This window comes from Sphingomonas sp. BLHR8 (genome assembly GCF_056821725.1).
This window is the reverse complement of the sequence record NZ_JBPDIM010000001.1, coordinates 1,140,278-1,153,664: the sequence shown is the minus strand read 5'-3', so window position 1 is coordinate 1,153,664 and position 13,387 is coordinate 1,140,278. Positions and strand designations below refer to the sequence as shown.

The window sequence follows — 13,387 nt, the reverse complement described above, 5'->3', positions numbered from 1 at the left end:
GGATGCGCAGACTCGATCCCGGCAAGCTTGTCATCGCCAGCCACAACGAAGGCAAGGTGCGCGAGATTTCGGCGTTGCTCGGCCCCTATGGCATCGTGCCGGTCAGCGCCGGGTCGCTCGGCCTGCCCGAGCCGATCGAGGATGGTGAAACCTTCCGCCAGAACGCTCGCATCAAGGCGCACGCAGCGGCTCGAGCGAGCGGGATGGTCGCGCTCGCCGACGACAGCGGGCTGGAGGTTGCCGCCCTTGGCGGCCGGCCTGGGGTTTACACAGCCGACTGGGCGCAACGGCAAAGTTTCGAAGGGCCAGGCGGGCGCGACTGGTATCTCGCCATGGGCAAGGTCGAAGGCCTGCTCGCGGCGCAGGGGCCGGAGGTCGATCGCTCCGCGCAGTTCGTCTGCACCCTCGCCATCGCCTGGCCCGATGGGGCGGAGGCGCTGTTCGAGGGTCGTGTCGACGGCACGCTGACCTGGCCGCCACGTGGGCACAACGGCTTCGGATACGATCCGGTGTTCGTCCCCATGGGCCGCGAGGAAAGCTTTGGAGAACTGGACCCCGACGCGAAGCACGCCATCAGTCACCGCGCCCGTGCCTTCGCCAAGCTTGTCGGAAGTGCGATGCCTGTCGACTGACGGGCCGGACGTTGCGCGAAAGCTCCGCCATTGGGTAGAGCGCAAACTGCGATCATTGGGGAGCGGGTGTTTGGATCACGGGCCTGAGGGGGGCGTGGCCGGGGCGGCATCGGACATGGAAGCAAGCCGAATTGACGATGCCGGCCCGATGTTGCTGCCGATCGTAGAGGCGGAGCGGAACTGCTGGACGATTGCACGCAGCGCGCGTGCGTCTGTCGTGATCGACGCGGCCGACTATTATCATTTCGTTCGCGAGATGATGCTGGCGGCCGAGAAACGCATTCTCATCATCGGCTGGGATTTCGACGTTCGCATTCCGCTTGAGCCCGACGAGCGGGGCAAGGGCGAAACGCTCGGCGCGTTCATGCTGCGCCTGGCCAAGCGCAATCCGCGCCGGGAAATCGACATCCTGAAGTGGAGCTTCGCCGCCATGCGCCAGTTCCTCCGACCGTCGGCGCTGATGTGGCTGTCACGGTGGAAGGTCGCTCCGGCGATCCGCTACCGCTATGACAGCGCCCACCCGGTGGGCAGCAGCCACCATCAAAAGGTGGTGGTGATCGACGACTGCCTCGCCGTGTGCGGCGGGATCGATATCTCCGGCGCGCGCTGGGACCGATGCGAGCATGCCGACGATGAGCCTCGGCGACGCCTGCCAAGCGGCAAAACCTATGCGCCCTGGCACGATGTGACGATGGTCCTCGACGGTCCGGTTGCAGGCCGCCTCGCCGAACTGGGGCGCGACCGCTGGCAGGACGCGACGGGTGAGGAACTGGGCGCCATCGAAACCTGCCCGGAGCATTGGCCGGACGACCTCGCCCTCTCGTTCGAAGAGGTGGACGTGGCCGTCGCCCGCACGCGGCCCGCCTATGGCAACCGGACCGAAGTGCGCGAGGTCGAAGCGCTGTTTCTCGACATGATCGCTGCGGCACGGCGGTTCATCTATATTGAAAACCAGTATTTCACCGCCGGCAAGATCGCCGCTGGCATCGCGGCGCGGATGCGGGAGGATGATCCACCGGAGATCGTCCTCGTCATGCCGCGCACCGCGGACGGCTGGCTCGAACAGCGCGCGATGGATGCCGCCCGGGTCCGCCTAGCCCGCGCGATCGGCCGGGTCGATCGGCTCAACCGCTTTCGCATCTATGTGCCTGTCACCGCGGGGGGCCAGGACATCTACGTCCATGCCAAGGTGTCGATCGTTGATGATCGCTTCCTGCGCGTCGGCTCGGCCAACCTCAACAACCGTTCGCTCGGGTTGGATAGCGAATGCGACATCGCGATCGACGCCGCGCTGCCCGCCAATCGCGATACGATCCCGGCAATCGCCGGCGTTCGTGGGAAGCTGATGGCCGAACATTGCGGCGTCAGCCCGGAGGAGATGGCCCAAGCAATCGAGGCGGCGGGCGGATCGCTGATCGGCGCGATCGAAGCCATGACTGCGCCCGGCCGCCGTCGCCTCGAACTGCTGGATCTGACCCCGCCCGGTCGCTTCGACCGCTTCATCGCGGACAATGAGTTGCTGGACCCCGACGCGGCCGACGGCTTCCTCGAACCATGGAACCGGCGTGGGTTGTGGAAGGGGTGGCAGCAGGGCCGCCGCGCGCTGCGGGTGCGCCGCGCCCGCCGCCTGGAGCGGCTGGCGAAGCAGCGCGAGCGCAGCTAGCCCCGGCGCATGCACTGCTGGCGCTGGTCGCGCGGGAACTGAGTGCAATTCCAGAGCGCGCGTTCGAGGCCGCTCGCCCGGTTGCGCAGGTAAGAAAAGCTCATCGCCGCGCGCGCCGCATCGCCGATCGCCCCGCCCGTCGGCACGTTGGCGGGATCCGACCAACCCATGACCTTGCAATATTCGCGTCCGCCGCAGGCCTGCTCGGCCAGTGCGGGGAAGGTCTCGGGCGCGCGCGGCCCGAGCGTCAGGATGATCGTGTCGCCAAGCTCGAAGGGCGCCGCGGCGACGATGGTCTGACGCACCGGGCCCTTAGCGACCGCTGCGAGCTCGGCCTCGCTAGCGGCGCCGGCATCGGACGCGGCCACGGCGACGTTCGGGTAGATCCCGGTTGCCGCCGCGTGGAACGGCGACAGCCCTGCGAGTTTGCCGATGGCCGGTTCACCCGCCCCACCGCTTCGTCGCATCACGCGCGCGCTGCCCCACCAGCCGGGCCAGCGGAAGAATAGGTGCGTGCCGACCTGCGCCACCTTGTCGAGCGAACCGCTCCAGACCGGACGCACCCAGTCGGTGTGATAGTGAGTCGCCAGTCCTACGCTCGGATCGACCGAGCCATAGAGCGCGGCGATCGCATTGCCGCGCGCACGCTCCCACGCGGCAGATGAATAGCGCCGGTTCAGCGCTCCATCACAAGTGAAGGTGAATTGGCAGCCCGTCGACCGCTCGGACCCCTGAAACACAACACCGCAGACGGTGTTGGGGTAGGCCGGATGTCGCACGCGGTTGAGCACCACCTGGATGACTGAGCGCTGACCTTCGAAGTCGTCGCCCGCCTCGTAAAGAGCGGCGGCGGCCAGGCAGTCGGTGGCGCGCGCATTATCCTCGATGGTGCCGGCAAAGCGGAATGGCGATGCAGGCGGGTTGCTCGCCGCGACAAAGGGCTGCGCGGCATTGAGCGCTCGCGCATCCTGCGGTGTCACCGGAAGCAGGGTGACGGGCTCGACCGGGGGCGGCGCGGCGCCGGGAGGGGGCAGGGCAGCCGGTTCCGCACGGCCGCCCAGCATCAACGGCCCGATCGCCGCAGCAAGGGCGACGATCAGCACCAGCAGGATCACGCCCAGCGGCGCGTCCCGACGCGAGCGACGATGCCGCATGAGCTTGCCGCGTTGCCCCTAGGCTTCCGGCAGGAAGTCAGGGACCGACAGGTAGCGCTCGCCCGTGTCGTAGTTGAAGCCGAGCACGCGGCTGCCCGCCGGAAGCTCCGCAAGCTTCTGCGCGATGGCCGCAAGCGTGGCGCCCGAACTGATCCCGACCAGCATGCCCTCTTCGCGAGCGCAACGCCGGGCCATCTCCTTTGCAGCCTCCGCTTCGACCTGGATCGCACCGTCGATCGCCGACGTGTCGAGGTTCGCGGGAACGAAGCCGGCGCCGATACCCTGGATCGGGTGCGGTCCCGGCGCTCCGCCCGAAATGACCGGCGACAGCGTCGGCTCAACCGCGAACACCTTGAGCTGCGGCCATTGCGCCTTGAGCACGCGAGCGCAGGCGGTGATGTGCCCGCCGGTGCCGACGCCGGTGATCAGCACATCGGGGGGCGTGTCGGCGAAGTCGGCGAGAATTTCCTGCGCGGTCGTGCGCAGGTGCACGTCGATATTGGCATCATTCTCGAACTGCTGTGGCATCCAGGCACCGGGCGTGCCCGCAACGATCTCCTGCGCGCGCTCGATCGCGCCCTTCATGCCCTTTTCGCGCGGCGTGAGATCGAAGCGCGCACCATAAGCAAGCATCAGCCGCCGCCGCTCCAGCGACATCGATTCGGGCATGACTAGGACGAGGTCATAGCCCTTGACCGCTGCCACCATGGCGAGACCGATGCCGGTGTTGCCGCTGGTCGGTTCGACGATCGTGCCGCCGGCACGCAGCCGCCCGTCCGCCTCCGCCGCCTCGACCATCGATAGCGCGATGCGATCCTTGATCGATCCGCCCGGATTGGCCCGCTCGCACTTCACCCACACTTCGTGCCCGGTATCGGCGAACAGGCGGTTGATGCGCACGTGCGGCGTGTTGCCGATCGTGGCGAGGATCGATTGCGCTTTCATGGGGTCGGGGCTCCGGCAGTGCTTCAGTCGGCTCGCGTCATGTCGGGCGGATCAAAGCTCTTTGCAAGCCTGAGCTCCGGGTATCGCCACGCCCAGAGCGCGGTGACGAGGATCGCGCCGACGCCCCCGACGACCACCGCCGCGACCGGACCGAGCACCGAGCCGAGCAGCCCGCTTTCCGCTTCGCCAAGCTCGTTCGACGCGGAAATCGTCAGCTGCGACACCGCGCTCACCCGCCCGCGCATCGCGTCCGGGGTGTGGAGCTGGATCAGCGAGGAGCGGACGTAGACCGACACCATGTCCGCCGCCCCGGCGACCGCGAGCGCAGCGGCACTCAGCCAGAAACTGCGCGAGAGGCCAAAAACGATCACGGCGACCCCGAACACCCCCACCGCGGCCAACATCTTGGTGCCGACGTCATGCCTCATCGGCCGCCAGGCGAACAGCAGCGCCACGATCGCCGCGCCTACCCCCATACTTGCCGCGAGGATGCCGAGTCCGGCGCTGTCGGTCTGCAGGATGTCGCGCGCGAACACGGGCAGCAGCGCGGTCGCGCCGGCGAGCAGCACTGCGAACAGGTCGAGCGTGATCGACGCGAACACCAGCCGGTTGGTGCGGACGTAGCGAAACCCCTCGCGCATCCGTTCGAGCGGACGCTGGTCGGTCTGGGCGGGCGGTTGGGGGACCTTCGGGATCAGAAACAACAACCCCAGTGCGATAACGTAGAGCACGGCTGAGACGGTATAGGTGAGGCTGTGGTGGGCAGCGTAGAGCACACCGCCGAGGCTCGGGCCGGCGATGGTGCCGACCTGCCATACCGTCGACGACAGGCCGATCGCAGTCGGCAGCTGCTCGCGCCGCACCAAATTGGGCGCCAGCGCGCTGAACGCCGGTCCGGAAAAGGCGCGCGCGATCCCCATCGCTACCGCCGCGGCGAACAGGAGCGGGATACTGATCCGGTCGGTGAGCGTGGCTGCCGCCAGCCCCACCGCCACGAGCAGCATCAGCGCCGTGGTTGCTCGCGTCACCCATCGCCGGTCGACCGTATCCGCGACCAGTCCGGTGACCGGCGTCAGCAGGAACAGCGGCACAAACTGCGCGACGCCGATCATGCCGAGCAGGAACGTCGCCTCCTTCACCGACATGGTGAGCCGCGCGAGATGGTACATCTGCCAGCCAATGATCAGCGTCAGCCCGGCCAGCGCGATCGTCGAGGCAAAGCGCGCCAGCAAATAATGGCGATAGGCCGCGATGCGCAGCGGGTGCGGGGCGACTGCCGCGGTGTCGCTCATCGCTCGCCCGATAGCGTATCGCGCATCACGCGAGCGTCACGAAGCTGTCGAGCAGCCGCTTGGTCGAGCCGGATTCGAAATCGATGGTGAGCTTGTTGCCTTCGATGTCGCCGATCGTGCCATAGCCGAACTTGTCGTGGAACACGCGCATGCCGATGGCGAGGTCGCTGCGGCCTGGGTTGCCGAAGCTGACCGCGCTGCCGCGCGCCTCTGCGACGCGTTTGGGCGCGGGGTCGAAGCCGATCGCCTTGGCGCGGCTCCAGCCCGGCCCGCGCCCGGTGCCGCGCGCGACGTCGGCGAAGGGGTCCGCCGCCTGCGTCCAGTTGGCGCGCCACAGCGACTCGCCGCCCGACATGGTGGTCTCGCTCTCGACATGATCGTCGGGCAGCTCGGCGATGAAGCGCGAAGGGATCGCGCTCTGCCACTGGCCATAGACGCGGCGATTGGCGGCGTGGAGGATGGTGCAGCGTCGCTTGGCGCGCGTGATCGCAACATAACCGAGCCGCCGCTCCTCCTCGAGCGCCGCCGCCCCGCCTTCGTCTAGCGCCCGCTGTGAGGGGAAGAGACCATCCTCCCACCCGGCGAGAAAGACGTGGTCGAATTCGAGCCCCTTGGCGGCGTGGACGGTCATGACCGTCACCTTCGGCTCCTCCGCCGCCGCCTCATTGTCCATCACCAGGCTGACATGCTCGAGGAATGCCTCGAGCGTCTCATACTCCTCCATCGCGCGGACAAGTTCGGTGAGGTTGTCGAGCCGCCCCGCGGCCTCCGCGCTGCGATCCGCCTGCAGCATCATCGTGTAGCCCGACTCATCGAGCACCAGCTGCATCAACTGGGGATGGCGCATCGCCGCGGCGGCGTCGCGCCACTTGACGATATTCTGCGCAAAATTTCCGAGCGCCCGGCGGGCCTGTGGGGTGCCCTCGTCGCTATCGGCGATCATCGCCGCCGCACCGAGCAAAGGGACGCCCGCATCGCGCGCGACGCCGTGCACCGCCGCGATCGCCTTGTCGCCCAGCCCGCGCTTGGGTGTGTTGACGATGCGCTCGAACGCGAGGTCGTCGGCGGGTTGGTGGATCAGCCGGAGATAGGCGATAGCGTCACGAATCTCCGCGCGCTCGTAGAAGCGAAAGCCGCCGACGATGCGATAGGGGAGGCCGATCTGGACGAATCGCTCTTCGAACTCGCGCGTCTGGAAGCTCGCGCGCACCAGGATCGCGGCATGGTCGGGGGAGACGCCGTCGCGCATCAGCCCCTCGATCTCCTCCCCGACGCGGCGCGCTTCTTCGGGGCCGTCCCACACGCCGATGACGCGCACCTTCTCGCCTGCGTCGACCTCGGTCCAAAGCGTCTTGCCGAGCCGTTCGCCATTGTTGGCGATTAGCCCCGACGCCGCGCCTAGAATGTGCGGCGTTGAGCGATAATTCTGCTCGAGCCGAATCACCTTGGCGCCCGGAAAATCCTTTTCGAACCGCAGGATGTTGGCAACTTCTGCGCCGCGCCATGAATAGATCGACTGGTCGTCGTCGCCGACCACCGCGATATTCTTGTGCCCCTGAGCGAGCAGCCGCAGCAGCAGATACTGGACCTGGTTGGTGTCCTGATATTCGTCGACAAGGATGTAGCGAAAGCGGCGGTGATACTCCTCCAGCACGTCGCGATGGGTGCGCAGAACGACCAGCATGTGCAGCAGCAGATCGCCGAAATCACAGGCGTTGAGCGACTTCAGCCGCTCCTGATACAAGGTATAAAGTCGCTGTCCCTTGCCGTGGGCGAAGCCGTCGTCGTCGCCGGCGCTCACCTCGTCCGGCGTCAGCCCGCGGTTCTTCCAGCGGTCGAGCAGCCCTGCGAACTGTCGCGCAGGCCAGCGTTTGTCGTCGACATTCTCCGCAGAGAGAATCTGCTTGATCACCCGCAACTGGTCATCGACGTCGAGGATCGAGAAATTGCTGTGCAGTCCGACCAGTTCGGCATGACGGCGCAGCATCTTGGCGGCGATCGCGTGGAATGTGCCGAACCATCCCATCCCCTCCGCCATCGGGCCGAGCATGCGTTCGGTGCGCTCGCGCATCTCGCGCGCGGCCTTGTTGGTAAAGGTGAGCGCGAGGATCTGACTGGGGTAGGCGCGCCGGCTGGCGATGATGTGCGCGATGCGCGCGGTTAGCGCGCTGGTCTTGCCTGTACCGGCCCCAGCGAGCACTAGCACCGGGCCTTCGGTCGTCAGCACCGCCTCGCGTTGCGGCGGGTTGAGGCCGCGCAGGTAGGGCGGTTCGGCGGCCTCAGCGGGGGTGGCGTCGGTTCGGGCGGGGAGCGTGCTCACGCCCTCGCGGCTAGGCGTTCGCGTGCCCGCACGCAAGTTTCAGCGCCAGCAAAGTTCGCCCCTTGTTCTGGTGGAACAAAGTCGATACATCGCTCGGGTTGCGGCGCCGTTGCGGGGCTGCGGGCGACGCACTAGAGGCGAAAAGGAGAGGCGGCCATGGCGGCGCAGCTCAAACTCATTGGAGGTGACGGCATGGCGCAGAGCGCGGAACGGCAGCGGGCATTGGACGCGGCTCTGGCGCAAATCGACCGCGCGTTCGGCAAGGGCTCGGCGATGAAACTGGGCTCGAAAGAGGCGATGCAGGTCGAGGCGATTTCGACCGGCTCGCTCGGGCTCGACATCGCGCTGGGCGTCGGCGGGCTGCCGCGCGGGCGCGTCATCGAAATCTACGGCCCGGAAAGTTCGGGCAAGACCACGCTCGCGCTGCACACGATTGCCGAGGCGCAGAAGGCGGGCGGCACCGCGGCCTTTGTCGATGCCGAACATGCGCTTGACCCTGTCTATGCCAAGAAACTGGGCGTCGACATCGACGAGCTGATCGTGTCGCAGCCGGACACCGGCGAACAGGCGCTCGAGATCGTCGACACGCTGGTGCGCTCGAACGCAATCGACGTGCTGGTGGTGGACTCGGTCGCCGCGCTGGTGCCGCGCGCCGAGATCGAGGGCGAGATGGGCGACAGCCACGTCGGCCTGCAGGCGCGACTGATGTCGCAGTCGTTGCGTAAGCTGACGGGGTCTATCAGCCGCTCGCGCTGCATGGTGATCTTCATCAACCAGCTGCGCATGAAGATCGGCGTGATGTACGGCAATCCGGAGACGACGACCGGCGGCAATGCGCTCAAATTCTACGCCAGCGTGCGGCTCGACATCCGCCGCACTGGCCAAATCAAGGATCGCGACGAAATCATCGGCAACGCGACGCGCGTGAAGGTGGTCAAGAACAAGGTCGCGCCGCCGTTCAAGCAGGTTGAGTTCGACATCATGTATGGCGAGGGCGTGTCCAAGGTCGGCGAGATCCTCGACATCGGCGTGAAGGCGGGACTGGTCGAGAAGTCGGGCGCCTGGTTCAGCTACGACTCGATCCGCATCGGCCAGGGCCGCGAGAACGCCAAGACCTACCTCAAGGAACATCCGGACGTGATGGAGCGCCTTGAAAAGGCGATCCGCGCGCAGACCGACAAGGTCTCGGAGGAAATGATGGTCGGGCCCGACGGGGACGAGCTCGACGATGAATGACGGCGCCGCGGTGGCGGGGCGGCTCGGCTATGTCGAGCTCCCCGTCGCCGAAGTCGCGCGCGAGCGCGCGTTTTTCGAACAGGCGTTCGAATGGGCCTTCACCGCCTACGGCGATGGCTATGCGAGCTCGCATGACGGCGGTTGCGAACTCGGCCTCGTCGCGGTCGACCGACCGGGTGCCGCCGATTCCGCCGACGTTGCGGAGCGCGCGATGTCGGCGGCGCTGATCGGCGTTGCTGTCGCCGACCTGAACAGGGCCGAACGGGCGGTCGTCGCTGCGGGCGGACTGATCACCATGCCCGCGTTCGACTTTCCGGGCGGCCGCCGGTTCGAGGCATCGACGCCGCACGGCCATCGTGTCGCGCTGTTTCGATATGACGGCGACCCAGACGCGGCATGACCACCACAGCAGACTGGCAGGGCCGCGTCGGGGAGACGTGGGCGGCGGAATGGCGGCGCACTGACCGCGCCTTCACGAGCATCGGGTCGCTATTGGTCGACGCTGCTGTGGATCTGCTCGATCGTGCGCCCAGGGACAAGCCGCGCGTCGGGGACGCGCTGCAGCTGCTGGATGTGGGCTGCGGTGCAGGTTCGCTTTCGCTGTCGTTGGCAGAAAGGCTCGACAACGCACACGTGCTGGGCATCGATCTGTCCCCCGATCTGATCGACGTGGCCCGTGAGCGCGCGGCTGAGGTATCGCGCTGCCGCTTCGCGGTGGCTGATGCGGCACGATGGCAGGACCCGGCCTGGCGTCCGGACCTCATCGTCTCGCGGCATGGAGTGATGTTCTTCGACGATCCCATCGCGGCGTTCGCGCATCTTCGCGGGCGGGCTGCTCCCGGCGCAAAGCTGGTGTTCAGCTGTTTCCGCTCGCGCAGCGAAAACAGCTGGACGCAGGCGTTCGCGCCGTTGCTTCCCGATGGCCCGGCAAGCCCCGATGATGCACCGGGCCCCTTCGCCTTTGCCAACCTCAATCGCGTCAGCGCCATCCTCAATGCTGCGGGATGGCGCGATGTGGTAGGCCACGCGCATAAGGTGCCCTTCGTCACCGGTGGCGGCACCGATCCGGAAGCGGATGCGCTCGCCTTTCACACGCGGATCGGTTCGACCGCGAGTGCGCTCGCTTCGTTCGAGGACGACGCCGAGCGCGCTGCCTTCACCGACGCGATGCGCGAGGTCATCGCGGCGCACCGCTTCGATCAGGAAGTCCGCTTCAATGCGGCGATCTGGATCATCTCCGCCCGCGCGAACGCTTGATGACGAATCGCTACCGCGCCGGTTGGATCTACACTCTGGCGATCCGCCCAGGCCGCCGGGGCCGGTGCTGCTGAATTCGGCGCTCAATCGACTGCCCAATTCGATCCGCACTTCCCTATTGGCGTCAACTCGCGCGGCCGAGCGCCGGACGGAGCCCGGCCGCAAATCTTGCTCCCGTCGCCGCCGCCGCCTATCGCGCGGGCATGACGTCGACCAACGATATCCGCCGTTCCTTCCTCGAGCATTTCGCCGCTGCGGGGCATCATGTCGAGCCGTCCGCGCCGCTCGTTCCCAACAATGATCCCACGCTGATGTTCGTCAATGCGGGCATGGTGCCGTTCAAAAACGTCTTCACCGGCCTAGAGACGCGACCCTATCAGACCGCGACGTCGAGCCAGAAATGTGTGCGTGCGGGCGGCAAGCATAACGACCTCGACAATGTCGGCTACACCGCGCGGCATCACACCTTTTTTGAAATGCTCGGGAATTTCTCGTTCGGCGATTATTTCAAGGAACGCGCGATCGAGCTGGCGTGGGATTTGCTGACCCGCGAATGGGGGCTCGACAAGGACCGGCTGCTGGTCACCGTCTATCATACTGACGACGATGCCGCCGCGCTCTGGCGCAAGGTGGCAGGCCTCCCCGACGATCGCATCATCCGCATCGCCACCAAGGATAATTTCTGGGCGATGGGCGACGATGGTCCGTGTGGGCCATGCTCCGAGATTTTCTACGATCACGGCGCGCACATCGCGGGCGGCCCGCCGGGTTCGCCCGACGAAGACGGCGATCGCTTCGTCGAGATCTGGAACCTCGTCTTCATGCAGTATGAGCAGGCGGCGGGGGAGGTCGTGCGGGACCTGCCGCGGCAGAGCATCGATACCGGCATGGGCCTCGAACGCATCGCCGCGGTGATGCAGGGCGTGCACGACAATTACGACACCGACACGTTCAAGGCGCTGATCGCCGCCTCGGTGCAGGCGACCGGGGTTGAGGCCGAGGGCGACGCCCGGGCGAGCCACCGCGTCATCGCCGACCATCTGCGCTCGTCGGGTTTCCTCGTCGCCGACGGGGTGCTGCCCGCCAACGAGGGTCGCGGCTATGTGCTGCGGCGGATCATGCGCCGCGCCATGCGCCACGCGCATCTGCTGGGCGCGGACGAGCCGCTGCTTCACCGGCTCGTGCCGACATTGGTGGGGGAGATGGGGGTCGCCTACCCCGAACTGGTCCGCGCGCAGCCGCTGCTGGTGGAAACGCTCGCGCGGGAGGAAACCCGGTTCCGGCAAACGCTGGGCAAGGGGCTGCGGCTGCTGGACGAAGCAACGGTCGGCATGGGCGAGGGCGGCACGCTGCCCGGCGAGACCGCGTTCAAGCTCTACGACACTTACGGTTTCCCTTACGACCTGACCGAAGATGCACTGCGCGTGCGTGGCATCGGCGTCGACCGCGCCGGCTATGACACGGCGATGGCGGTGCAGAAGGCGGCGGCGGCTGCGGCGTGGAAGGGCTCGGGCGCGCGTGCCAGCGACGAGGTCTGGTTCGCTCTCAGCGAGGCGCACGGCGCGACCGAGTTCATCGGCTACACCGATACGAAGGGCGAAGCGCTGGTGCTCGCGCTGGTCAAGGACGGCGCGGAGGTTCAGGCCCTTGAGGCGGGTGAGGAAGGCTGGCTGCTCGCCAACCAGACGCCCTTTTATGGGGAGAGCGGCGGGCAAGTTGGCGATGCGGGGCGGATCACGGCCGCGGCAGGATCGGGCAAGTCGATCGACGTGATTGTCGACGACACGGCGAAGCCGCTCGGCAAGCTGCACGCCCACAAGGTGCGGGTGGCGATCGGGCGGGTGGCGGTGGGCGACGCGATCGCGCTCGAGGTAGACGAGGCGCGGCGCGACCGGGTGCGCGCGAACCACAGCGCGACGCACCTGTTGCACGCGGCGCTGCGTCACCGGCTGGGCGAGCATGTCACGCAGAAGGGCAGCCTCGTCGCCGAGGATCGGTTGCGCTTCGATTTCGCGCATCCGGCCGCGCTCTCGAGCGAGGACATTGCCGCGATCGAAGCCGAGGTGAACCGCCATGTCCGCGAAAATGTGGAGGTCGGCACGCGGCTGATGAGCCCCGATGACGCCATCGCCGCGGGCGCGATGGCGCTTTTCGGTGAGAAATATGGCGAGGAGGTGCGGGTCCTCTCCATGGGTCGCCCCGGCGACGACGGTCGCAACTGGTCGATCGAACTGTGCGGGGGCACGCATGTGCGCGCGCTGGGGGACATCGCGCTGTTCAAGATCGTCAGCGAAGGCGCGGTCGCGAGCGGTGTCCGCCGGATCGAGGCGCTGACCGGCGAAGCGGCGCGTGCCTATCTGACGCAGCGCGAGGATGCGCTGAAGGCGGCGGCGGCGAGCCTCAAAACCTCGCCCGACGACGTGCCCGCGCGTGTGGCGGCGCTGACCGACGCGCTACGCAAGGCCGAGCGCGAGCTCGCCGACGCCAAGCGCAAGCTGGCGCTGGGCGGCGGGGCATCGGACGGCAGCGCCGGGTCGTCAGCGGTGGAGACGATCGCGGGCGTCAACTTCCTTGCGCGCAGCGTCGAGGGGCTTGACCCCAAGGAGCTGCGCGGCGCGGTCGAAAGCTTCAAGTCGCAACTGGACAGCGGCGTCGCGGCACTGGTGGCGGTCAACGACGGCCGTGCCTCGGTAGCAGTGGCTGTGAGCGATGACGTCAGCGATCGGATCAGCGCGGTGACGCTGGTGCAGGCGGCCGTGGCGGCGCTCGGCGGCAAGGGCGGCGGCGGGCGGCCGACGATGGCGCAGGGCGGTGGGCCCGATGGCGCGTCGGCGGATGCGGCCATCGCCGCGATCCGTCAGGCGATCGCCGGCTGAGGCGCGCTGGCG

10 protein-coding genes are annotated in these 13,387 nt (G+C 67.5%); 6 read left to right on the top strand and 4 right to left on the bottom strand.

The annotated features are described in order from the left end of the window. Nucleotides 1-2: 2 nt before the first annotated feature. Nucleotides 3-632, top strand: a complete 630-nt coding sequence (gene rdgB, locus ACRYJK_RS05740; RefSeq protein WP_482666584.1) for an RdgB/HAM1 family non-canonical purine NTP pyrophosphatase — start codon at nt 3-5, stop codon at nt 630-632. A 94-nt stretch (nt 633-726) separates the two neighbouring features. Beyond that, nucleotides 727-2,295 (top strand): phospholipase D-like domain-containing protein, encoded by a 1,569-nt coding sequence (locus tag ACRYJK_RS05735; RefSeq protein WP_482666583.1) that lies wholly within the window; start codon nt 727-729, stop codon nt 2,293-2,295. Here the strand turns inward: ACRYJK_RS05735 and ACRYJK_RS05730 are convergent. Genes ACRYJK_RS05730 through ACRYJK_RS05715 form a run of 4 tightly spaced genes read right to left on the bottom strand, consistent with a single transcriptional unit; the run spans nt 2,292 to nt 8,006 of the window. Then, entirely contained in the window at nt 2,292-3,449 is a 1,158-nt protein-coding gene (locus ACRYJK_RS05730) for a cell wall hydrolase (RefSeq protein ID WP_482666582.1), read from the bottom strand. The genes ACRYJK_RS05735 and ACRYJK_RS05730 overlap by 4 nt on opposite strands. A gap of 18 nt (nt 3,450-3,467) precedes the next feature. Continuing rightward, the gene (cysK, locus tag ACRYJK_RS05725; RefSeq protein WP_482666581.1) at nt 3,468-4,394 is read right to left on the bottom strand and encodes a cysteine synthase A; all 927 of its coding nucleotides are present in this window, start codon (nt 4,392-4,394) and stop codon (nt 3,468-3,470) included. 23 nt (nt 4,395-4,417) lie between these two features. Next, nucleotides 4,418-5,686, bottom strand: coding sequence for an MFS transporter (locus ACRYJK_RS05720; RefSeq protein ID WP_482666580.1), 1,269 nt, complete (start codon nt 5,684-5,686; stop codon nt 4,418-4,420). A gap of 25 nt (nt 5,687-5,711) precedes the next feature. Continuing rightward, the gene (locus tag ACRYJK_RS05715) at nt 5,712-8,006 is read right to left on the bottom strand and encodes an ATP-dependent helicase (protein WP_482666579.1); all 2,295 of its coding nucleotides are present in this window, start codon (nt 8,004-8,006) and stop codon (nt 5,712-5,714) included. Between the two features lie 156 nt (nt 8,007-8,162). Here ACRYJK_RS05715 and recA point away from each other — a divergent pair, with 156 nt between their 5' ends. The 4 genes from recA to alaS all read left to right on the top strand — a co-directional run bounded on the left by recA (nt 8,163) and on the right by alaS (nt 13,375). Next, the gene (gene recA / locus ACRYJK_RS05710) at nt 8,163-9,242 is read left to right on the top strand and encodes a recombinase RecA (protein WP_482666578.1); all 1,080 of its coding nucleotides are present in this window, start codon (nt 8,163-8,165) and stop codon (nt 9,240-9,242) included. Beyond that, complete coding sequence (locus ACRYJK_RS05705) at nt 9,235-9,642, top strand: VOC family protein (RefSeq protein WP_482666577.1); 408 nt, start codon at nt 9,235-9,237, stop codon at nt 9,640-9,642. Before recA ends, ACRYJK_RS05705 begins: the two co-directional genes overlap by 8 nt. Then, a complete protein-coding gene (locus ACRYJK_RS05700; RefSeq protein ID WP_482666576.1) occupies nt 9,639-10,499 on the top strand; it encodes a class I SAM-dependent methyltransferase in 861 nt (286 codons plus the stop codon). The genes ACRYJK_RS05705 and ACRYJK_RS05700 overlap by 4 nt, the downstream gene beginning before the upstream one ends. 203 nt (nt 10,500-10,702) lie before the next feature. Beyond that, nucleotides 10,703-13,375 (top strand): alanine--tRNA ligase, encoded by a 2,673-nt coding sequence (alaS, locus tag ACRYJK_RS05695; protein ID WP_482666575.1) that lies wholly within the window; start codon nt 10,703-10,705, stop codon nt 13,373-13,375. Nucleotides 13,376-13,387 lie beyond the last annotated feature (12 nt).

Coding starts and splice junctions, on each gene's coding strand:
- recA (WP_482666578.1), top strand. CDS start 8,163: ATGGCGGCGCAGCTCAAACTCATTGGAGGTGACGGCATGGCGCAGAGC.
- ACRYJK_RS05705 (WP_482666577.1), top strand. CDS start 9,235: ATGAATGACGGCGCCGCGGTGGCGGGGCGGCTCGGCTATGTCGAGCTC.
- cysK (WP_482666581.1), bottom strand. CDS start 4,394: ATGAAAGCGCAATCGATCCTCGCCACGATCGGCAACACGCCGCACGTG.
- ACRYJK_RS05700 (WP_482666576.1), top strand. CDS start 9,639: ATGACCACCACAGCAGACTGGCAGGGCCGCGTCGGGGAGACGTGGGCG.
- alaS (WP_482666575.1), top strand. CDS start 10,703: ATGACGTCGACCAACGATATCCGCCGTTCCTTCCTCGAGCATTTCGCC.
- rdgB (WP_482666584.1), top strand. CDS start 3: ATGCGCAGACTCGATCCCGGCAAGCTTGTCATCGCCAGCCACAACGAA.
- ACRYJK_RS05730 (WP_482666582.1), bottom strand. CDS start 3,449: ATGCGGCATCGTCGCTCGCGTCGGGACGCGCCGCTGGGCGTGATCCTG.
- ACRYJK_RS05720 (WP_482666580.1), bottom strand. CDS start 5,686: ATGAGCGACACCGCGGCAGTCGCCCCGCACCCGCTGCGCATCGCGGCC.